This is a genomic window from Pantoea sp. LS15, from assembly GCF_012241585.1.
Classification (GTDB): domain Bacteria; phylum Pseudomonadota; class Gammaproteobacteria; order Enterobacterales; family Enterobacteriaceae; genus Enterobacter.
On the sequence record NZ_JAAVXA010000015.1, the window covers coordinates 26,280 to 47,846 of the forward strand.

At 51.2% G+C, this 21,567-nt stretch carries 20 protein-coding genes, 3 tRNA genes and 2 pseudogenes; 12 read left to right on the plus strand and 13 right to left on the minus strand.

What is annotated here, in order from left to right; all coding sequences use genetic code 11:
• Positions 1-3: 3 nt before the first annotated feature.
• From otsA to araF, 5 genes are all read right to left on the minus strand, one after another.
• Positions 4-1,428, minus strand: coding sequence for an alpha,alpha-trehalose-phosphate synthase (gene otsA / locus HED65_RS18620; protein WP_114979686.1), 1,425 nt, complete (start codon positions 1,426-1,428; stop codon positions 4-6).
• The gene (gene otsB, locus HED65_RS18625; RefSeq protein WP_114979687.1) at positions 1,403-2,206 is read right to left on the minus strand and encodes a trehalose-phosphatase; all 804 of its coding nucleotides are present in this window, start codon (positions 2,204-2,206) and stop codon (positions 1,403-1,405) included. Before otsB ends, otsA begins: the two co-directional genes overlap by 26 nt.
• A gap of 176 nt (positions 2,207-2,382) precedes the next feature.
• Positions 2,383-3,363 carry an L-arabinose ABC transporter permease AraH gene (gene araH, locus HED65_RS18630; protein WP_114979688.1) on the minus strand — a complete coding sequence of 327 codons (981 nt, stop codon included), beginning with the start codon at positions 3,361-3,363 and terminating at the stop codon, positions 2,383-2,385.
• 14 nt (positions 3,364-3,377) lie between these two features.
• The gene (araG, locus tag HED65_RS18635) at positions 3,378-4,892 is read right to left on the minus strand and encodes an L-arabinose ABC transporter ATP-binding protein AraG (protein ID WP_114979689.1); all 1,515 of its coding nucleotides are present in this window, start codon (positions 4,890-4,892) and stop codon (positions 3,378-3,380) included.
• Between the two features lie 70 nt (positions 4,893-4,962).
• A complete protein-coding gene (gene araF, locus HED65_RS18640; RefSeq protein WP_008500409.1) occupies positions 4,963-5,952 on the minus strand; it encodes an arabinose ABC transporter substrate-binding protein AraF in 990 nt (329 codons plus the stop codon).
• Positions 5,953-6,742: 790 nt separating this feature from the next.
• Here araF and HED65_RS18645 point away from each other — a divergent pair.
• Positions 6,743-7,246, plus strand: a complete 504-nt coding sequence (locus HED65_RS18645; protein ID WP_114979690.1) for a non-heme ferritin-like protein — start codon at positions 6,743-6,745, stop codon at positions 7,244-7,246.
• A 157-nt stretch (positions 7,247-7,403) separates the two neighbouring features.
• Positions 7,404-8,747 (plus strand): anaerobic C4-dicarboxylate transporter, encoded by a 1,344-nt coding sequence (locus HED65_RS18650; protein ID WP_114979691.1) that lies wholly within the window; start codon positions 7,404-7,406, stop codon positions 8,745-8,747.
• A 42-nt stretch (positions 8,748-8,789) separates the two neighbouring features.
• On the opposite strand, the gene HED65_RS18655 is transcribed toward HED65_RS18650, so the two are convergent.
• Positions 8,790-9,041 (minus strand): DUF2766 family protein, encoded by a 252-nt coding sequence (locus tag HED65_RS18655; RefSeq protein WP_028018595.1) that lies wholly within the window; start codon positions 9,039-9,041, stop codon positions 8,790-8,792.
• Positions 9,042-9,272: 231 nt separating this feature from the next.
• Here HED65_RS18655 and yecR point away from each other — a divergent pair, with 231 nt between their 5' ends.
• Together yecR and ftnA are read left to right on the plus strand one after the other, a co-directional pair.
• A complete protein-coding gene (gene yecR, locus HED65_RS18660) occupies positions 9,273-9,611 on the plus strand; it encodes a YecR family lipoprotein (RefSeq protein WP_028018594.1) in 339 nt (112 codons plus the stop codon).
• A 201-nt stretch (positions 9,612-9,812) separates the two neighbouring features.
• Positions 9,813-10,310: a non-heme ferritin gene (ftnA, locus tag HED65_RS18665; protein WP_114979692.1), complete on the plus strand. Its 498-nt coding sequence runs from the start codon at positions 9,813-9,815 to the stop codon at positions 10,308-10,310.
• Between the two features lie 36 nt (positions 10,311-10,346).
• Here ftnA and HED65_RS18670 read toward each other — a convergent pair whose 3' ends face one another.
• Positions 10,347-10,688, minus strand: a complete 342-nt coding sequence (locus HED65_RS18670) for a PM0253 family protein (RefSeq protein WP_114979693.1) — start codon at positions 10,686-10,688, stop codon at positions 10,347-10,349.
• A 230-nt stretch (positions 10,689-10,918) separates the two neighbouring features.
• Between HED65_RS18670 and tyrP the strand changes: the two genes are divergently transcribed.
• Positions 10,919-12,130: a tyrosine transporter TyrP gene (gene tyrP, locus HED65_RS18675; RefSeq protein ID WP_114979694.1), complete on the plus strand. Its 1,212-nt coding sequence runs from the start codon at positions 10,919-10,921 to the stop codon at positions 12,128-12,130.
• Between the two features lie 33 nt (positions 12,131-12,163).
• Here the strand turns inward: tyrP and HED65_RS18680 are convergent, their stop codons facing one another.
• Positions 12,164-12,832, minus strand: coding sequence for a YecA/YgfB family protein (locus HED65_RS18680; protein WP_114979695.1), 669 nt, complete (start codon positions 12,830-12,832; stop codon positions 12,164-12,166).
• A gap of 425 nt (positions 12,833-13,257) precedes the next feature.
• On the opposite strand from HED65_RS18680, the gene HED65_RS18685 reads away from it, so the two are divergent.
• From HED65_RS18685 to HED65_RS22945, 7 genes and pseudogenes are all read left to right on the plus strand, one after another.
• Positions 13,258-14,379, plus strand: coding sequence for a branched-chain amino acid ABC transporter substrate-binding protein (locus tag HED65_RS18685; protein ID WP_028021355.1), 1,122 nt, complete (start codon positions 13,258-13,260; stop codon positions 14,377-14,379).
• A gap of 100 nt (positions 14,380-14,479) precedes the next feature.
• Complete coding sequence (locus HED65_RS18690; protein ID WP_114979696.1) at positions 14,480-15,394, plus strand: ABC transporter permease subunit; 915 nt, start codon at positions 14,480-14,482, stop codon at positions 15,392-15,394.
• Between the two features lie 10 nt (positions 15,395-15,404).
• The gene (livM, locus tag HED65_RS18695) at positions 15,405-16,679 is read left to right on the plus strand and encodes a high-affinity branched-chain amino acid ABC transporter permease LivM (RefSeq protein WP_114979697.1); all 1,275 of its coding nucleotides are present in this window, start codon (positions 15,405-15,407) and stop codon (positions 16,677-16,679) included.
• Positions 16,676-17,551 carry an ABC transporter ATP-binding protein gene (locus HED65_RS18700; protein ID WP_114979698.1) on the plus strand — a complete coding sequence of 292 codons (876 nt, stop codon included), beginning with the start codon at positions 16,676-16,678 and terminating at the stop codon, positions 17,549-17,551. Before livM ends, HED65_RS18700 begins: the two co-directional genes overlap by 4 nt.
• Positions 17,548-18,264, plus strand: a complete 717-nt coding sequence (locus tag HED65_RS18705) for an ABC transporter ATP-binding protein (protein ID WP_114979699.1) — start codon at positions 17,548-17,550, stop codon at positions 18,262-18,264. Before HED65_RS18700 ends, HED65_RS18705 begins: the two co-directional genes overlap by 4 nt.
• A 153-nt stretch (positions 18,265-18,417) precedes the next feature.
• Positions 18,418-18,516, plus strand: a pseudogene (locus HED65_RS22750) (type VI secretion system tube protein Hcp); the annotation flags it as partial.
• Between the two features lie 413 nt (positions 18,517-18,929).
• A pseudogene (locus tag HED65_RS22945) lies at positions 18,930-19,816 on the plus strand (DUF1214 domain-containing protein); the annotation flags it as partial.
• Between the two features lie 15 nt (positions 19,817-19,831).
• Here HED65_RS22945 and HED65_RS18715 read toward each other — a convergent pair.
• The 5 genes from HED65_RS18715 to pgsA form a co-directional block, all read right to left on the minus strand.
• Complete coding sequence (locus HED65_RS18715) at positions 19,832-20,206, minus strand: cell envelope integrity TolA C-terminal domain-containing protein (protein ID WP_114979750.1); 375 nt, start codon at positions 20,204-20,206, stop codon at positions 19,832-19,834.
• Between the two features lie 353 nt (positions 20,207-20,559).
• Positions 20,560-20,646, minus strand: a tRNA-Leu gene (locus HED65_RS18720).
• Positions 20,647-20,657: 11 nt separating this feature from the next.
• Positions 20,658-20,731, minus strand: a tRNA-Cys gene (locus HED65_RS18725).
• 46 nt (positions 20,732-20,777) lie between these two features.
• A tRNA-Gly gene (locus tag HED65_RS18730) sits at positions 20,778-20,853 on the minus strand.
• Between the two features lie 152 nt (positions 20,854-21,005).
• Positions 21,006-21,554: a CDP-diacylglycerol--glycerol-3-phosphate 3-phosphatidyltransferase gene (gene pgsA, locus HED65_RS18735; protein WP_028019572.1), complete on the minus strand. Its 549-nt coding sequence runs from the start codon at positions 21,552-21,554 to the stop codon at positions 21,006-21,008.
• Positions 21,555-21,567 lie beyond the last annotated feature (13 nt).

Genomic DNA, 21,567 nt, shown 5'->3' on the forward strand with positions numbered 1-21,567 from the left:
AAATCAGGCGAGTTTAGGAAATGTCGCGATCTTTTTTTGCAGATCACCTTCCCTGCTGTTCGGGGCAATATCACGTAAATCCCGAATAAATTGAGCTTGCCAGTGATTAATGTCGTTCTTACGGATCGTCTCCATCATCTCGGCATGCCGGGAAATACGCTCCGTTAGCGGCATAGTCAGGGCGCGATTCAGTGCGTTAGCCACATCATCCCGATCGTAAGGATTCACGATAAGCGCGGAGGAAAGTTCATTTGCCGCCCCGGCAAATTGTGAGAGCACCAGTACACCAGGGTCGGCAGGATCCTGAGCCGCCACATACTCTTTTGCCACCAGGTTCATCCCGTCACGCAGCGGCGTGACCAGGCCAACATCCGCATAGCGGAAGACTTTCATCAGGATTTTACGGTCAAAGTGTTGATTCAGATAAAAGAGCGGTGTCCAGCCCAGTTGGCCGTAGCGGCCATTGATGCGCCCTGCTTCTGTCTCCAGTTGGTGCCGAATATCCTGGTAGGCCTGAACTTCACCGCGTGACGTTGGCGCTATCTGGGTATAGCGGATTTTACCGTGGTGTTGAGGGTATTTATCCAGCAGCGTTTCATACGCCAGAAAACGTTCCGGTAATCCTTTGGAATAATCAAGACGCTCTACCGAGAAGATATTTTTTACATGCTTGAGTTCATTCTTAAGCTGGGCCAGCTTGGGTGGCAACGGGCCGGAGGCCTGCTCCGCGATCTCGTCGGGTTCAATCCCTATCGGATACACGTCGGCGTGGAATGTTTTCCCCCAGGCAGTATGCGTTTTCCCACCTTTGGTCACCAGCCGCGTTTTGCCTGACACAGAATCCAGAAACGCAAGGCGATCATTTTCCGTCTGGAAGCCCAGTAAGTCGTAATCACATAGCGCCTCCAGCAACGCTTCATGGGGGGGTAACGCGGTAAAAATCTCCGGTGTCGGGAACGGGATATGCAGGAAAAAACCAATCCGGTTATTTACGCCCCTTTCCCGCAACTCTCTGGCGAAGGGAAGCAGATGATAATCGTGGATCCATAAAATATCGTCTTCTTCGATTAAAGGCAGCAGTTTATCTGCCAGCAGTGCATTGACTCGCGTGTAGCCTTCGAAGGATTCACGCTGGAATTTAACCAGGTCAAGACGGTAGTGAAATGCAGGCCACAGGACGGCATTCGAGAACTGCGAGTAATACTCGTCATAGTCTTTCTCTTTTAACGCGAACGATGCCCACGTAATATTTCCGCGCGTCACTTTTTTGAGCGGTTTTTCGTCTTCACTGATTTCACCACTCCAGCCAAACCACAGCCCGCCAGCAGCTTTTAAGGCACCTAACACCCCTACCGCCAGGCCACCAGCACTGACTTTTTTATCATCAGGCGGCGCGATTCGGTTAGAGACGACGACTAAGCGACCCATAATGGTTTCCCCCTTGGTTTTGCGCTATTTGTTGTTGTTGCTGGTTAGCGATGTCAGATATCCACTGCCAGACGCTGGCGACATCCGCCAGCCGCCATTGGGCAACCGTGTCGCCGGGCCCAACCTTAACGGAGATCCCTCTGGCCTGATTCACCACGCGGAACCCTGCCTCGTCGGTCAGGTCATCCCCAATGAACACGGGCGTCCGGTCTTTGAAAGGCGGTGTCGCCATAAACGCAGTGATGGCCGCACCTTTATTGATCCCTTGCGGTTTTAGCTCCACCACGCATTTACCTGGCTGTAACGCCAGCTGCGGATGCGCATTCGCAATCTCTCTGGCAAGAGCCACCACACGCTCTTCGTGTTGTGGCGCCTGGCGATAATGCAGAGCAAAGGCCATGCCTTTAGCTTCCAGTTCTGTGCCCGGCAGTTCTGCCAGCGCAGCAGAAAGTTTCTCCTGGAGACGTTGTGTGAGTGCATCGGGAAGTGAAACGATATGCGTTTGATCATGGATGTCGCGGCGCTCCGCTCCGTGTACACCGGCCAGCGGAAAGTGGTAAGGACTGGCGAGCATATCCAGCTCGGCCATTGAGCGCCCTGATATCAATGCCAGTGCTCTCTCATTCATAAGCGAGAGCTGATGCAAATCCTGTAATACCGCATCCGGAATAGCCACCTGATCAGGGTGCGGTTTTATCCCGGCGAGCGTGCCGTCGAGATCAAAAAAGAAAGCATAATGTCCGGACAGTACAGGCGGTGCAGTTAACAAGTCAGCCACCCTTTTCCTCCTTACGGTTTGCGAGAGGTAAACGCCTTTACCTCTTTCATAGCCATGTAAGTATAGACAGTGTGACGTCGCTCGCCATTTGACAACCGCCCCGCAGGTTTAACTGGCGGGGCGGCTAAGGGGACAACTAAGGTTATTAGTTGGGCAAGAAAAAGTAAGAACTGGGGTTACACAGTACGCTTCGCTTTTTGCTTGTAACGGTCGAAAATCACCGCTGCCAGCAGGATCAGACCGCGAACCACGTACTGAGAGAACGGAGAAATATTCAGCAGGTTCATAGCGTTCTCTACCGTCCCTAAGATCAGGATACCGGCCACCACATATGAGATTTTTCCGATGCCGCCTTTAAGGGAAACGCCCCCTAAAACGCAGGCAGAAATGACGATCAGCTCATAACCGATAGAGGTCATGGGCTGGCCGCTAGTCATGCGTGATGCCAGAATAATCCCCGCGGCAGCAGAAACCAGCCCCGAAAGCACAAAGATAATAATCTTGGTTCGCACGACTGGTACCCCAGCCAGACGCGCCGCTTCTTCATTTCCACCAATCGCCAGTGTATTACGGCCAAAGGTGGTCCGGTTGAGCAGGAAACCGAACAGAATCAGGCAGGCAACCGTCAGCCAGATAGGTGCAGGCAACCCCAACCAGTTGGCGTAACCCAGCGTAAAGAAGCGCTCGTCTTCAATCCCCACCGCTTTACCGTCAGAAATAATATAGGCCAGGCCTCTGACAATTTGCATTGTGGCAAGCGTGGTGATCAGGGCGTTAATCTTCAGACGCGCAATGACAAAACCGTTGACCAGACCGCTGATGACGCCCAGTAACAGACCGGCCAGGACACCGATCCACAGGCTTTCAGTCATGTTGATCACCACTGCGGTAGTCACACCCGCGCAGGCAATAACGGATGCCACCGACAGGTCAAAATCGCCGGAGGCCAGGCAGAATAGCATACCGCAGGCCACCATCCCTGACATGGAAATAGCCAGCCCCAGCCCTTTCATATTAATGAAGGTGGCAAAATTAGGAACAAAGATCGCACAGGCGACGAACAATGCGGCAAAGACCACCAGCATGCCGTACTGATCCCAGATGCGTCCAAAACTGAAAGCCGACTTCGGCACTCCGGATGTAGTAACAGAGGACATCATTAACTCCTTACTCAGGCGACAGCCTGGCTGACTTTAGGCATGGCGAGGTTCAACGCCTGTTGTTCATTCGCCTGTTCATGAAGTAATTCACCGGCAATTTCACCTTCACGCATCACGACAATGCGGTCGGCAACGCCAAGCACCTCCGGCAGATCGCTGGAGGCGAAGAGCACCGCCACGCCGCGTTTTGCCAGTTCATAGATCACGTTATAAATTTCGTGTTTTGCCCCCACATCAATACCGCGCGTTGGCTCATCTAATAAAATGACCTTCATATCTTCCGACAGCCAGCGGCCTAAAATAGCCTTCTGCTGGTTTCCGCCGGAGAGATTCATGATCAGCTGTTCCGGGCCAGGCGTTTTGATATTCAGCGAACGAATATGGTGGTCGGCGTTGCTCGACTCCCAGCTATCGTTAATCAGGCAACCTGCGCGGATAAACTTACGGCGGGCGGAAATATTGATGTTATCGCGCACCGAATGAACAGGAATAATCCCCTCCGCTTTACGGTCTTCCGGGCAGAGCATCATCCCGGCCTTGATCGCGTGGGCCGGTTTCTGGATATCTACCCGCTCGCCATCAATAGAAACCTGACCTTCGGTGATCCGGGTGCCGCCGAATAACCCTTTCATTAACTCACTGCGCCCCGCCCCCACCAGACCAAACAGTCCGACGATTTCACCGCTGCGTACTGACAATGAGATTGGCGTACGCACGCCTGGCGCTTTTACGCTATCCAGACGCAGGCGTTCAGGGCCATACTCGCGCGGCTGCCAGTGATAAATGTCACCCAACTCGCGGCCAACCATCGCCTGAACAAGCTGGTCATGGTTAACCTGTTGCATGTCGGTAAAGGTGCGCACATAGCGTCCGTCTTTAAAGACGGTAATGGCATCACTCAGGGCGAATATCTCTTCCATACGGTGCGAAACGTACAAAATGGTGCGGCCTTCCTGACGCAATTCGCGGATCACACGGAACAAATTTTCGATTTCACGCGCGGAGAGCGAACTGGTGGGTTCATCGAAGGCAATAATTCGGGCGTTACGCGCCAGCGCCTTAGCAATTTCAACCATCTGCCACTGACCAATAGAGAGATATTTCAGTGGCGTCTGAGGATCGACGTCCAGGCCAAGATGTTTAAGCTGCAGCCCCGCTTCATAATTAAGTAGCGAACGATTCACCACGCCGCTTTTATGCGGAAGCTGTCCTAAATAGATGTTTTCTGCCACGGTCATCTCAGGGATGAGGTGCAGTTCCTGATAAATAATGGCTACCCCGGCGTTGAGCGCCGCCGTGGTATCGGCAAACGCCACCTCGTCTCCGCGAATTGCCAGCGTGCCAGTCGTCGGTGTGTAGTTGCCGCTGAGGATTTTCAACAGCGTGGATTTTCCCGCACCGTTTTCCCCCATCAGGGCGTGAACCTGGCCGGCATAGCAGTCGAAACTGATATCGGTCAGCGCATTAACACCGGGGAAAGTTTTACCGATGCCGCGAAAAGAGAGATACGGCTCAGACTGTTGCATAACGTCTCCGTGATTCCAGTAGTGTGTACATCTGGCCCCTCACAGGAATGAGGGGCACAATCACAGCGTATTACTTACCGCCCAGTCCTTTTTTCGCCAGCTCCTCTTTGAAGTTGTCACGGGTGATCAACACCACGTCGGTCACTTCGGTAAATTTCGGCGGTTCAGCCCCTTTGGTTACCCAGTTGTAGAGCATCTCGCTGGATTTGTAGCCGTGAACGTCCGGGCTTGGCAGCAGAGAGCCGTAGAAGCCAGTGGCCTGCGCTTTGGACAGTTCGCTGACGGCGTCAACACCGTTGATACCGATCCCGATCACATCAGGTGCTTTGAAGCCCTGACCTTCCGTCGCGCGTACACCGCCCAGCACGGTGTTGTCGTTCATCCCGACCACCAGCCAGTGTTTCACTTCCGGATGCTGAACCAGCATAGAGTTCGCTGCGTCGAAAGCGCCCGGAATATCGTTGGATTTGGTTGGGACTTTATAGATCTGTTTTTCCGGGAAGCCGGCTGCTTTCAGCGCGTCCATGGAACCGGTAGTACGACGACGTGCCGTGTCCAGTTCGTCCGCAGTAATGGCCATCACAGCGGTTTCTTTCACATCCCAGCCACGCTTTTGCATCTCTTTATAGAGCTCCTGGCCCTGACGTTCACCGATTTTGGTCGCCGCCATCATCACCAGAGGGACGCTGTCCATCGGTTTGCCTTTGGCGTTAACGAACTGATCGTCAACCGCAATGACCTTCATATCGTAACCACGCGCTTTCGCCGCGATTGCCGATCCCAGTTTTGGATCGGGTGTACAAATAACGAAACCTTTCGCGCCGCTGGCCGCCAGGCTGTCGATGGCATTCAGGGTTTTTTCACCGTCAGGCACGGCGATTTTAATCACTTCAAAACCTAAATCTTTTCCGGCTTTATCTGCGAATTTCCACTCAGTCTGGAACCAGGGCTCTTCGGGCTGTTTTACCAAAAAACCGAGTTTTAAATTCTCAGCGATAGCGGATTGTGACATAACGGCAGCCAGACCGATGGCCGCCAGCGCTTTAGTAAATTTGTGCATGGTAAACTCCAGCTTTAGCATTCTTTTCTGTAGGGAATATGTGCGTGCTTCTTATTTAATCGGACTTAAAACAAGGCATTAGCGCTTACCTCGTCATAAGCGTTATTGCTGGTGATAGTTTTAGCGGGAAATTAATCATCCATAAGAGAGCCCCATCACACCGCAGAATTACAGTAATTGCGTACATAAATTCAGCGAAAAATGACATAAAAAAGGCAGGATTTGTCAGACAAATGAAAGAGGGTTAAGCAGAATTATCCATAAGATTAGCTAAGAAATCCCTGACACCGTCCGCCGGGCAAAATGGCAACCAACGTAAAAAAAGGATCAAACTGCGTTTCATCACAAATGAACAGGAACCACACCGAACTGTTATTCTGCAGAAATTGATTTAGCTCAATTTTTCCAGCGCATCATATATTCGCAATGAATAATCCGTATTTCATTTTTTCTCAGAGCATTATTCCAACTTAATATTTACGGAAGGATATTAGCATGCAAGAATTCGAAACAAACATTATTTATCAATGAGTTATATTATATTTGTTTTGTGGCAATCCATTTGCAAATTTGTAGTATTTTAATTTTTGTAATGTATGGTAAACATAAGGTGTTTAGGAGTTTTCTTACCCCAGAGACAAGGGTATGCTTATTTATATCGAACACAGGAAGTGAATTTTCGGTCGATTTTAGTTACTGCGGAAATTGTATTTCTGCGAATTATTCGTCATTGCCTGACGCTCAGGTTAAGCAGTGGACATCACGTCCCACAGTCAATAAGGATATGAGTATGGCTACCCCAACGATGATGCAAAAACTGAATGCGCAGATGAACCTTGAGTTCTATGCGTCCAATCTGCACCTTCATTTAAGTGCGTGGTGTGCTGAGAACAGTCTTACGGGTTCTGCAACATTCTTCCGTACTCAGGCACAAAGTAACGTCACGCACATGATGCGCGTCTTTAACTTCATGAAGGCCGTTGGCGCCAATCCAGTCGTTAAAGCCCTTGATACCATTAACGATGACTACTCTTCCCTGGAAGAATTGTTCCAGAAAACGCTTGAAGAGTATGAACAACGTTGCGCCACTCTCAGTAAACTGGCCGATGAAGCCAGAGCGCAGCAGGACACGATAACCCTCAAATTCTTACGCGATATGGACAAAGAGCAGCAGCAGGACGGCATGCTGCTGAAGATACTGGCGGATGAACTCCGCAATGCGCGACAGGCAGGGTTATGCCCGGAACAAACTGACCGTCACCTGCTCGACATTGTCACGGTGCAACATCACTGATCCCTTTTAACCTGCTCCCGCCCGGGGGCAGGTTTCTCTTCTTACCGCCAACCTTTTGCTTTTGCTGAAATTTAACAAATCAGATCTTGCTCCCAATGATTATCCACACAACGTGTAATGATTTATTTAATTACATAATCATTGACGAGGGAGCATCATGATCACCATCGAGTTTGTTGTCATTCTCCTCTGCCTGCTGACAGGTACACGTTTCGGCGGCATGGGACTTGGGTTAATAAGCGGTATTGGTCTTTTTATTTTGTGTTTTGTTTTTGGGCTGCAACCAGGCAAGCCCCCGGTTGACGTCATGTTGACCATCCTCGCGGTGATTGGTTGCGCTGCAACACTGCAGACCGCAGGCGGTCTCAATGTCATGATGCAATTTGCAGAGCGTCTGCTGCGTAAACACCCACAGCACATCACACTTCTCGCCCCCTTTACCACCTGGATGCTGACTTTTCTGTGTGGCACCGGACATGTGGTCTATACCATGTTCCCGATCATTGCAGATATCGCCCTGAAAAAAGGGATCCGTCCGGAACGTCCAATGGCGGTGGCATCCGTTGCCTCACAGATGGCGATTACAGCATCACCGGTTTCCGTTGCCGTTGTATCTCTGGTGTCCATCCTGGGGGCTCAGCATGGAATTGGCCATGCGTGGGGGATACTTGAAATACTTGCCGTGTCAGTTCCTGCTTCACTTTTCGGCGTTGCCATCGCTGCCCTGTGGAGTTTGCGACGCGGGAAAGATCTGGCCGACGACATGGATTTTCAGGAGAAGCTTAAAGATCCAAAGCAGCGCGAGTTTATCTATGGCGGAACAGAGACGTTAATGAATCAACGTTTTCCAAAACAAGCCTACTGGTCCACGTGGATTTTCTTTGCCGGTATTGCCGTAGTGGTGCTGTTGGGCGCATTCCCGGAATTACGCCCCGCTTTTGAACTGAAAAGCAAAATGACGGCGCTGTCGATGAACCTTGTCATTCAGATGATGATGTTGATTGCAGGTGCCGTGATGCTGATGGCCTGCAAGGTCAATGCCTCTGCAATTTCTAACGGAGCGGTATTCAAAGCCGGAATGGTGGCGATCTTCTCGGTGTTCGGCGTAGCGTGGATGAGCGATACCTTTTTCCAGGCGCATCTCGACGAGTTAAAACTGGCACTGGAAGGCGTAGTGAAAAGTCACCCGTGGACGTATGCCATTGTACTGTTTCTGGTGTCGAAGCTGGTGAACAGCCAGGCGGCTGCGCTGACGGCTGTTGCGCCCATGGGCCTGATGTTGGGTATTGAGCCGAAAATGCTGATCGCCTTTTTCCCGGCGTCATACGGGTATTTTGTCCTGCCGACCTACCCAAGTGATTTGGCCTGTATCGGTTTTGACCGTTCAGGAACGACCCGCATCGGCAAATTTATCATCAACCACAGCTTTATTCTGCCAGGGTTGATTGGCGTGAGTTGCGCGTGCGCGGCAAGCTACCTGCTGGTCCAGACGTTCTTCTGATGGCATTGAAGGGCGACAAATACTGTCGCCCATTTTCACTCTTCAGTGAGACTCACTCTGTGGCGTGAATCGCAGCTCAATCAGCGCAATGGCTTTCTGGATGGCACGAAGCGTAACCGGATCAGCCGCTGCCGGATGACTGGCGAAATCAATGTTTTTCAACTGAGTTGACATCTTCTCGCGCACTTCAACTGGCGCAATAACGTCCAGGACATCAAGGATTTGTTTGATAACCAGCTGACAGGCGACAACGTCAGAGACCAGTTCCTGATCGGCACTCAGGTTTTGAGACATGGGGGCTTTCTCCTTATATAAAGGCCGCCATAGTAGCAAAACGCAGGCCCTTTTATCTCCCCTTCGTCACGTGCAGGTACAAAAAAGCCGGCGATATAACATGCGCCGGGTGCGGATTACATTCAATTCCATCCCGTTGCAAAGAGAGAGGGCAGATTGTCCGGCTATTCCAGGCATTGCAGCAGACATCTGCAGGTACGATAACGTATTTCCATCCATTCAGAGCGAACCATGAAAAGAGTCATTGTAGCTGGCACGATCCTGCTGCTCGCGGGGTGTAGCATTAACCGCCAGGCTGAGGTCAGCAGCCTCGACGCGCCCAACGGCATAGTCCGCCTCGACTACGGCCAGGCGGCGCTACAAAATGCGTATTCTGATGAGTATGTGAATAACGGTACTGCAGCAAAAGCGTGTCAGAGCATGGGGTATGCTACCGCCTCTGCCTATGGCCAGCCCATCAAAACCTGCACACTGATTAGCGGTTCTCTGTGTCTAAACGAGAGCGTGACTATCCAGTATAAATGTATGGGCTTTGCCGTTAATCCTAAGTCAAATAATCCGTGGTATTAATCAAGACTGCCAGTATTTGCTGGCAGTTTATTTAACTAAGAACAAAAACAATTCTCATTAATAAATATAAAACCGTCAATGCGTTTTATTCCCATTCGTATTTTAAACTAAAAATTAATAAATTAACGTTTTGCAAATAATTAAATAACAAATTATAGTATCGCTCATTGTGAATCAGAAATAATAATCCGGAGCGTCACCATGCTGAAAACTGAAATGATCGACAAGCTCAACGCACAAATGAACCTTGAGCTTTTTTCATCCCTGCTCTACCAGCAGATGAGCGCATGGTGCAGCTACCACAGTTTCGAAGGCGCTGCCGCGTTTCTGCGTCGTCACGCTCAGGAAGAGATGACTCATATGCAACGTCTGTTTGATTATCTGACAGATACTGGCAGCCTGCCGCGCATTGAGAACGTGGCATCACCTTTTGCTGAGTACACTTCTCTCGATGAACTGTTCCGCGCGACCTATGAGCACGAACAATTGATCACGCAGAAGATTAATGAGCTGGTTCATGCAGCCATGACCAGCCAGGATTATCCAACCTTTAACTTCCTGCAATGGTATGTCGCTGAACAGCACGAAGAAGAGAAGCTGTTTAAATCCGTACTGGATAAATTATCTCTGGTGGGTAAAACCGGTGAAGGTCTTTACTTTATTGATAAAGAACTTTCTACCCTCGATACGCAGAATTAATATTAACGCGGTGCCGGTTTCCGGCACCGCGTTAATTTACATACACCCCGCGCAACTGGTACAACGCCAGTCGTGGGGATTCACTGCCTGATAAAAATAGCGGTAATTCGCCGTTTCCAGCGGAATATTCGCTTCGAAGAACAGGTCAGTCAGCCAGTCTACATTTTCAATAATCCACTCATCTTCGTTTAACCCCTGCGCAAATGTTTCATCTTCAGGATCAATAACTGAATAGATTCCCCAGGTTCCTAAGTCTTTTTCGCGTCGGGACTCCGGAAGCATCAGGGGATGGTTCTGCCAGCTGATGATCCAGTGGCCGTGGCATAGCAGGTTGCCTCCCCGGCTCCAGGACGCGGTAAATGGATTTCCCCCTGCCATAAAAACCCTCACTTTATTTGATTATTTATAATTGTTGTTTACGTTACGCCTGAATGGCGCAGCGCAACATTGCCCTTATGAAGTAGGCGTAACCCTCCAAAGGATCAGATGGCCAGTAAACCGTAAACCATTCATTACACTACTTGTAACGGTGATTTGACGAATTACCGTTTTTCCCTTACTCTGCGCCGCAGATTTTGTCGCGATTACGAATCGTTGTAGAGGAAAGCGTGAAAAACAGAACCCTGGGAAGTATTTTTATCGTCGCCGGAACGACGATTGGAGCAGGAATGCTGGCAATGCCCCTGGCAGCCGCAGGCGTGGGATTTGGGATGACCTTGCTGCTACTTGGCATGCTCTGGGCGTTAATGTGCTACACCGCACTGTTGTTGCTTGAGGTTTATCAGCATGTGCCAGCCGACACGGGTCTGGGTTCTCTTGCAGCACGCTATCTGGGACGCTACGGTCAGTGGATAACCGGCTTTAGCATGATGTTCCTGATGTACGCTCTGACTGCCGCCTATATCAGCGGTGCCGGGGAGCTCATCGCCTCTAGCGTCAATGACTGGTTCGGCTCGGATATTACCCCGGCAACGGGGGCCATTTTCTTTGCGCTCATTGGCGGTGGCGTGGTCTGCGTGGGGACGTCGCTGGTTGATCTGTTTAACCGTTTTCTGTTCAGCGCCAAAATTCTCTTCCTGATTGTGATGCTGGTACTGCTCGCACCGCATGTACACAAGGTCAACCTGCTGACCCTGCCGCTGGAAAAAGGATTGGCGCTTTCCGCGATCCCGGTCATTTTCACCTCATTTGGTTTCCACGGCAGCGTGCCGAGCATTGTCAGCTATATGAACGGCGATATTCGCAAGCTGCGCCGCGTCTTTGTTATCGGCAGCGCAATCCCACTGATCGCCTATATATTCTGGCAACTGGTGACGCTGGGCAGCATTGATTCTTCGACCTTTATTGGGCTGATGGCGCAACACGCCGGCCTGAATGGTTTTCTACTGGCACTGCGCGAGGTTGTCACCTCCCCACATGTTGAACTGGCGGTACATCTGTTTGCCGACCTGGCACTGGCCACGTCGTTCCTGGGTGTTGCGCTGGGCCTGTTTGATTACCTGGCTGACCTTTTCCAGCGTCGCAATACCGCGGCTGGTCGGTTGCAGACGGGCGCAATCACCTTCCTGCCGCCACTGGCCTTTGCGCTGTTTTACCCACGCGGGTTTGTGATGGCGCTGGGTTACGCGGGGGTGGCACTGTCGATCCTTGCCCTGTTGCTCCCTTCCCTGCTGGCATGGAAGAGTCGTCAGCAACATCCACAGCAAGGATACCGCGTGGCAGGGGGAAAACCGCTGCTGTGTATCGTGTTTGGCTGTGGCGTGGTGATTATTCTGGTGCAGGTTTTGATTGCAGCGGGAATGCTGCCGGAAGTGGGTTAACTAAAAAAGGGGCTATCATTAGCCCCTTTTTTATCAGTGCAAACAGCAGCTCTTAAACTTCTTCCCGCTGCCGCAAGGACACGGATCGTTACGCCCGACCTTCGTCCCATTCACAATAGGCTTCTTCGCTTCCGGTTGCTGCGGGTTGTTCACCCAATAATTGTACAAACGCAGTGCCGCAGGCTGGATGCTTTCAATGCTGGCTTTATATTCCTCTTCTGTCAGCGCATCCAGCTTGTCGCTGTTCTCTTCAGTACCGTGCAGCGCAATCACATCCAGATCGGCCTTTAGATCTTCCGGTAAGGCAGACCAGTCCGTCAGCGCCACGCCGCGCATGTAGCCGTAGCACCACTCTTCCACAACGGTATAGCTTTCACCGTCCACGTCGTTGTAACCAAACATCGGTTCAAACTGATCCGGGTATTCGCTCAGGCGCTCGGCGATATCGTTCATGTGCTTAAAGCAGAGATCGATAAAACGGTTCATCTCACGATCGTTTTTCCAGCGTGGAATGTATTTCTCGCCACCCCACACCGCCACCAGCCAGGTATCGGGCTCGACGACAACGGGGCCAGAAAGCACTGCGGTAAGCATGCCGTCCAGTTCGGAGACGTCAATCACGGACGCATCGTCGTGACCGTAAGACATTAATGTCTCTTCAAGCCACTCCATTTCGCTTTCATTCAATGGGCCTTCAGTCATCGCTGACACTCCTGATAAAAAGGAAAGGATCCTAACACATATCGCACACCTTTCCTGGTTGAAGTTTAGGTCTTTATTGCTGCAAAAACGTGCAAATCGTGACTCCTGCACAACTTATGGGCTTTATTGTTAACGATATGTGATCTCCGCTGTAATTTCTTCTCCTCCCGCAAGGCGACATAACACGGGGCTCTATACTCAAACATGTCGCAAACTCATCAATGGGTTAACCATTCTGGCAACGTTTTTGCTTAATGTTCTTCGCGCGAAGTTGCGCATGGAAACCTCGCCGTATCACGCAGGATGCAGTCTGGATCTTGTTCGTTTAGTGCATTTTGTTCTTGCTCGTGTTTTGGACTGGCTGCGCCGACGGGCGTTTGGGTATACGCCGTGGTGCAAAAACCTCTTTGCTAAGGAACATAATAATGTCGCTGAAATTTATCAGAACGCCTCTTTCTCTTGTGCTGGCCGGTTGCCTGGTGACCGCATTTTCCGCCCAGGCAGATATTGTGATCGGTGTCGCCGGACCGTTCACAGGCCCCAATGCCACCTATGGCGATCAGTACTGGCACGGCGCAACGCAAGCCGCTGAAGACATTAACGCCGCTGGTGGCATCAACGGAGAGAAGATCAAACTGGTTCAGGGGGATGATGCCTGCGAACCTAAACAGGCTGTGGCAGTAGCTAACCGTCTGGTGGACCAGGATAAAGTCAATGCCGTGGTCGGCCACTTCTGCTCCTCTTCCACCATGCCCGCTTCCGAGGTCTACAGCGATGCAGGGATCATTGCCATCACCCCCGGTTCAACCAACCCGCTGATCACTGAACGCGGTATGAGCGACATGTTCCGCATGTGCGGGCGCGATGACCAGCAAGGCCAGGTTGCCAGCGACTTCATCATCGACAAGCTGAAAGCTAAACGAGTGGTGATCATTCACGATAAAGACACCTACGGTCAGGGTCTGGCTGACGCTACCAAAGCAGCACTGGCGAAACGTGGCGTTCAGGATGTGATGTATGAGGGGCTATCACGTGGTGAAAAAGACTTTAACGCGCTGGTGACGAAGATTGGCGCGCAAAAACCGGACGTGGTGTTCTTTGGGGGCTGCCATCCGGAAGCGGGCCCGCTGGTTCGTCAAATGCGCGAACAGGGTGTACAGGCGAAATTCTTCTCCGGCGACTGTATTGTCAACGAAGAGATGGTAACCGCAGCGGGTGGCCCACAATATACCAACGGCATTTACATGACCTTTGGTAAAGATCCGCGTCTGATCCCCGACGGTAAAGCGGTTATCGAGAAATTCCGAGCCGGTAAATTTGAACCCGAAGGTTACACCCTCTACTCCTATGCCTCCGTACAGGCCATTGCCGCAGCCTTCAAGGCCACTGGCGGGAAGGATTCTGCTAAAGCGAGCGAATGGCTGAAAGCCAATGCCGTCGATACGGTAATGGGCAAAAAAGCCTGGGACAGCAAGGGTGACCTGAAAGTCTCTGACTATGTGGTTTACCAGTGGGACGACAAAGGAAAATATAAGGAAGTGCAGTAACGGGACGGAATCACGCTCAACGCCGGCAGGCCAGCCTGTCGGCGCGTAATAAACATCAGGCTGCGCAAGTCGCGCAGCCTATAAAAACGAGCGCGCTAAGATGAGTACATTCTTCCTGCAACAGTTAATAAATGGCTTAACACTGGGCTCCGTCTACGGCTTAATCGCCATCGGCTACACCATGGTGTATGGCATTATCGGCATGATCAATTTCGCCCACGGCGAAGTGTATATGATTTCCGCCTATCTCTGCGCTATTGGCCTGGCGCTGCTTTCCTTCTTCGGGCTGCAGTCTTTCCCGCTGCTGATCCTCGGGACGCTGGTTTTCACCATTGTGGTGACCGGGGTTTACGGCTGGACCATCGAACGAATCGCCTATAAACCGCTGCGGAACTCCACGCGCCTGGCACCACTGATCTCCGCCATCGGTATGTCGCTTATTCTGCAAAACTACGCGCAGTTGAGCCAGGGTCCGCGCCAGCAAGGAGTTCCAACCATGCTGGATGGCGTTATTCGCCTGCATCTGGGGGAAGGGTTCGTTCAGATAACCTATACCAAAGTGTTTATTCTGGTCGCCTCGTTTGCCGGCATGCTGATACTCACCTGGATAATCAACCATACCCGCCTGGGACGGATGTGCCGCGCGGTGCAACAGGACCGCAAAATGGCCTCCATTCTGGGGATAAACACCGACCGGATTATTTCGCTGGTCTTTGTCATCGGCGCGGCAATGGCGGGTCTGGCGGGTGTGCTCATCACCATGAATTACGGCACCTTTGATTTCTACGTCGGATTTGTCATTGGCATCAAAGCCTTTACCGCGGCGGTACTCGGCGGCATCAGTTCCCTGCCCGGGGCAATGCTCGGCGGACTTATTCTCGGCGTGGCGGAAGCCCAGTTCTCGGGCATGGTGAATTCGGACTATAAAGATGTGTTCTCGTTTGGGCTCCTGGTGATGATCCTGATTTTCCGTCCTCAGGGACTGCTTGGTCGCCCGATTGTGGCCAAAGTGTGAGGGAGCAACGATGACAAGCCACGGTTTTTCTCTCAAGCGCTGCACTCTGGACGCCATTTTTTCCGGGCTGATTGCACTGATTATCTTCGGCCCGATTGCGGGCGTGGTGCTGGACGGGTACAGCTTTAACTTCGCCGGGCAGCGACTGGCCTGGATGGTTGGCATCGTCATGCTCGGGCGTTTTCTATTAAGCGCCTTTTTAGGTACCGCCGCGGGTGCCCGTTTCCAGGCACGCTTCGAAGCCGATAGCGCGGGCGTGTATGTCCGCCCCCCGGAATACAAAAGCCGCATGCGCTGGATTATTCCTCTGGTGATTACCCTTGCGATTTGCTTCCCGTTTGTCGCCACCAAATATGTGCTGACCGTCGCCATTCTCGGGCTGATCTACGTGCTTCTTGGTCTGGGCCTGAACATCGTTGTGGGGCTGGCCGGTCTGCTGGACCTGGGATATGTCGCGTTCTATGCCATCGGTGCTTATGGCCTGGCACTGGGTTATCAGTATCTTGGGTTAGGCTTCTGGAGCATGCTACCGCTGGCGGCAATCATGGCCGCTGCCGCAGGTGCCCTGCTCGGTTTCCCGGTGCTGCGCATGCATGGTGACTATCTGGCCATCGTGACCCTCGGGTTTGGGGAGATCATTCGTCTGATCCTGAACAACTGGCTGACCTTCACCGGCGGCCCAAATGGCGTTTCAGCCCCTCCCCCCACCTTTTTCGGTCTGGAGTTTGGCCGACGGGCTAAAGAAGGTGGTGTGCCCTTCCACGAATTTTTCCACCTGACCTACAACCCAAATATGAAGTTTATATTCATCTATGCGGTGCTGTTTCTGGTGGTGATGCTGGTGCTATATATCAAGCACCGCCTGACGCGGATGCCGATTGGCCGGGCGTGGGAAGCATTGCGCGAAGACGAAATCGCCTGTCGCTCAATTGGGTTGAACCATGTTCTGGTCAAGCTTTCGGCCTTTACGCTCGGTGCGTCTACCGCCGGGATTGCCGGGGTGTTCTTTGCAACTTACCAGGGCTTCGTGAATCCGACCTCATTTACGTTTTTTGAATCGGCGTTGATCCTCGCCATCGTGGTGCTGGGCGGCATGGGCTCCACGCTTGGCGTCGTGCTGGCGGCCTTTGTGCTTACCGTCACGCCCGAGTTGCTGCGCAGTTTTGCCGAGTACCGGGTCCTGCTGTTTGGCATGCTGATGGTGGTGATGATGATCTGGCGTCCACGCGGTTTGATCCGCATAAACCGCAGCGGGTTTGCCGTGCGTAAGGGTGTTGCGCCATGAACGATATGATATTGCGCGTTGAACATCTGATGATGCACTTCGGTGGGATTAAGGCATTAAACGACGTTAACCTTGAGGTTAATCGCGGTTCCATTACCGCCTTGATCGGCCCAAACGGGGCAGGAAAAACGACTGTGTTTAACTGTCTGACGGGCTTCTATAGAGCTTCAGGCGGGACTATTTTATTTAACACCCGCAGTAAAACGACCAACGTTATTCAGGTCCTCGGACAAAAATTCCAGCCAGGTGACTGGATTAACCCCGCGCAGTTTGGGCAGCGTCTTTTCTACAAAATGTTTGGCGGAACCCACCTGGTGAACCGAGCAGGACTGGCGCGGACGTTTCAAAATATCCGCCTTTTTCGCGAGATGTCGGTCGTGGAAAACCTGCTGGTCGCACAGCATATGCGCGTTAACCGCAACCTTCTTGCCGGGATCTTAAATACGCCGGCATACCGTCGGGCGGAGAGTGACGCCCTGGACAGAGCCTTCTACTGGCTGGAGGTGGTTGATCTGGTGGAGTGCGCCAATCGCCTGGCGGGAGAGATGTCGTACGGGCAACAGCGGCGTCTGGAAATCGCGCGGGCAATGTGTACCGGGCCGGAGATGATCTGCCTGGATGAACCCGCAGCCGGGCTTAACCCGGTAGAAACACATAAGCTGAGCAGCATTATTCGTTTTCTGCGCGATCATCACGACATCACGGTGTTGTTGATTGAACATGATATGGGGATGGTGATGGAGATATCGGACGACATTATCGTACTCGACCACGGCGATGTTATTGCCAGAGGAAAACCCGAGCAGATCCAGCATGATGAAAAGGTGATTGCGGCCTATCTGGGAACCGAAGAAAGCGAGGTTAACCTGTGAGCGAAACGATGCTTGAATTTCGGCAGGTGGATGTGTTCTACGGTGTCATCCAGGCACTGAGACAGGTTTCCCTGGAGGTCAATAAGGGTGAAACCGTGGCGCTGATTGGCGCAAACGGTGCGGGTAAATCGACATTGCTGATGTCCATCTTTGGCCAGCCCCGTATCCGTAACGGACAGATCCTTTTCTGCGGAGAAGACATTAGCCATAAATCGACTCATTACGTTGCATCTGGAGGTATCGCCCAGGCGCCAGAAGGTCGACGTATCTTCCCTGATATGACGGTTGAAGAAAACCTGCTGATGGGGACTATCCCCATCGGCAATCAATTTGCGACTGAAGATATGCAAACCATGTTTGACCTGTTTCCGCGCCTCAAAGAGCGTCGCAAGCAGCGCGCGATGACCATGTCCGGTGGCGAACAACAGATGCTGGCCATTGCCCGGGCGCTGATGAGTCGCCCGAAATTGCTGCTGCTGGATGAACCGAGTCTTGGGCTGGCACCTATTGTGGTAAAACAGATCTTCCAGGCGCTGCGCGAACTGGCCCGCAACGGAATGACTATTTTTCTGGTCGAGCAGAATGCGCACCATGCGCTGAAACTTTCTGACCGGGGATATGTGATGGTTAATGGCCAGATCCGCCTGAGCGGTAGCGGCGAGGAGCTGCTGGGCAATCAGGAGGTGAGGAAGGCTTATTTAGGTGGTGTATGATTCAACATAGGTGCATGCATCAAAATCATTTCCTATAAATAACAATCAGTTATTCACAGCATGTATAGCACGCAATGCCTTGAGAAGGTCTGGTTATGCTGATTTATTAGTCTCTGACGATCACGTCAAACTAACTGAAAAGGAGCTTTCAGCATGGCTATACCCGCATACCTTTGGCTTAAAGATGACGGTGGTACAGACATCAAGGGGTCTGTAGATGTTCAGTATCGCGAAGTTTCGTTACCCGTCATGGTTACAGCCCAACTGAGGGCGTTTGGCACAATACAGGTATATTGATGAAACCCTTATCACAGGTACTTATCTGGTATGCAGAACTTGCAACCCTCTTCATATTATATTCAGTGTTTTGCTACTTTACGCCCGATTTGGAGATCTATGGATGGTATGTAGAAAAATATGGTTTTGTCGTGGAGGAAGACTTTCTTGATTACTACACGTTGATTTTATTCACAGCTGCGATTTTAACCACGACTTTAATAATCTGGATAGTTGCGATATTCCGTCAAAAGCGGTTAACACGAACAGGTAAAAACTGAACTCCAAACGCTCTACGACAACGATTATAAGATCGAAAGGTGAGAAACCTTCAGGTGAAAAACCTTCAGGTGAAAAACCTGAAGGTTTTTCTTTGGGATGTATCATAGGGTCTGGGCTTCTTCGAGTTAGATAAAGAACCAATAGTTATTCAGGTACCCGATTTAGTGAACGTTTCTGGGTTTACGCTCTCTATGACGCGCGCACGTATCAAACTGGTATTGGTAATATAGGTAAACAGTACGGCCCCAAGTCCGGATTTTATTTATTAGTCGAGCCGAACGGGAAAGGCGAAACGCCGAAGGGGATTGCAGGGATTATCCGTTCGTCCACTGAAATGGCCAACGTTATTCCGCGCGTGCCGGTGGATGACACCCCGGAAGATCGTATAGCGATTCAGGGGCCAATTAAAGAAATCATGACCTAACCGTTAAACCAGTTTGGCGGGAAAATGAAATCCTTTGAATACTCAAAAACTCCGGCCATTGGTGATAAGCCCACTGAGGTGTGCAAATGGATAGATAAAGCGGCCATCGAGACGGATAAAACAGTTCTTACAGAATTCTTTAAATGGAAGAATAACGGCGTGCCTGCCGGCAATGGTTGAAATCGCTCGAAAAACAACGCCGAGTTCGGTGTGGACTACTTCAACCGAACCGGCACCTCCAAATCGAATATGTTCGATAACAAACCGAACGAAACCCAGTATTTCTACGCCGACAATGATGCCGCAAACGTACAACTTCCCGGAGCCCATGACTACACGGTAACCTTCGCAAAGGGCGAACTTCCTCCTGTAAAAGGTTTCTGGTCACTCACGCTTTACAACAGCAAGCATCTGTTTAGTCCAAATGAGCTTAACCGTTACTCACTGGGGACGAAAAAAAATCTGAAGTACAACGATGACGACTCGCTGACACTGTACGTCAGCAAAAACCGCCCATCAGAGGAATCGATCGTTACGCTTTGGTCGAGGTCAGATGAGCAAATTCAGTAAACCACTGCAAAGGCTCTAGCCGCGCATATCAAAGCCGGATCTTTGAAAATCTCTATAGACTTCCTTATTGTTGAAAGCCGGGAATTTAGCTTTACGGGCTGCTGATTCTAACGCTCCACAGTAGGCCTTATTGCCGTCGCTGGTTGATATGTTCAAAGGTGTGCCATCCTCAGCGAATTCAATATGCAACCTGCATTTTTTCCCTTTCCAGTTCTGTGGCTCATCAAGTTTGGCATTTATGGCCGCCCTGATTGCCCGAGCTTGCGCGCCCCATTCATCCTGGTCATCCCAGCGCCCTGAGCTGCAGTTACCCGTTGCCGTTGTTTTATGGCACCCAGAGGGATGTAACGGTGCGCATCCCGCAGCCAGGTTCATCACTACAACCAACATGACGATTTTTTTAACTATTGCAGTCACTCCCACTCCCTGGACCTCAATCCATTTAATTACAGCAACATTGGTATATTCTTCTGTTATTCCATGTTTCTTTTCAACTACCAATATTCACATCAACCAGATGCTTCGGATGAATACTTTATGGAAAACAGGAAATTTCAGGCAATAAGGATGGGTATAACGGGAAAATTACTGTAGTGCCGATGGTCGGAAGGCAGTAATGCCCTCTTCTTATGGCGAAACTGAATGGCGAAACAATGGAGAATGGCGAAAAATAAACAATAAAAAACCACCTTTCGGTGGTTTACACGACACTGCTTATCATTGATTTTATTCTTCTTTTCCCATGGTAGCCGGAGTGGGACTTGAACCCACACAGCGCGAACGCCGAGGGATTTTAAATCCCTTGTGTCTACCGATTCCACCATCCGGCCAGGGAAGAAAGTGGAGGCGCGTTCCGGAGTCGAACCGGACTAGACGGATTTGCAATCCGCTACATAACCGCTTTGCTAACGCGCCGTTAAATCTTTCAAACTGACACCCGCTATTGCGCATGTCTTTAATCTGGAGCGGGAAACGAGACTCGAACTCGCGACCCCGACCTTGGCAAGGTCGTGCTCTACCAACTGAGCTATTCCCGCATGTCATCAAGTAAATGTCTAACCACTTGATTTCATTATCGTCCGGCTTGCTGTGCCGCCGTTCGATGCGTTGCATTCTACTGATATGACGTTATGAGTCAACGTTATTTTTTGCATCCCCGGATCGTTTGCTGAAAATTACGGCGAAACGATCACTGATCAAGCAAATCCCCGCGGGCAGCGTTTAAATATTGCAGCATTGACCACAGCGTCAGCACTGCCGCAACCCATAGCAGACCAATCCCCGCCCACTCAACCCAGGCGTTCGGACGCCAGAGCATCCAGACCAGTGCCGCCATTTGCGCGGTCGTTTTCACTTTACCGATCCAGGAGACCGCCACGCTACTGCGTTTACCCAGTTCGGCCATCCACTCACGCAGTGCAGAGATAATAATTTCACGGCCGATCATCGTCGCCGCAGGCAGCGTCACCCACCAGGTATGATAGTGCTCGGCCACCAGCACCATCGCGATAGCGACCATCACTTTATCAGCGACGGGATCAAGAAAGGCACCAAAACGGGTACTTTGATTCCAGCGACGAGCCAGGTAGCCATCAAACCAGTCGGTGACCGCCGCGATCAGGAAGATCAATGCGCACGCAAAAGGTGCCCAGACAACCGGCAGGTAAAACGCCAGTACAAAGAATGGGATAAGCACGACACGAAAGAGAGTGAGCAACGTAGGGATATTAAATTGCATAATGACGGTAACT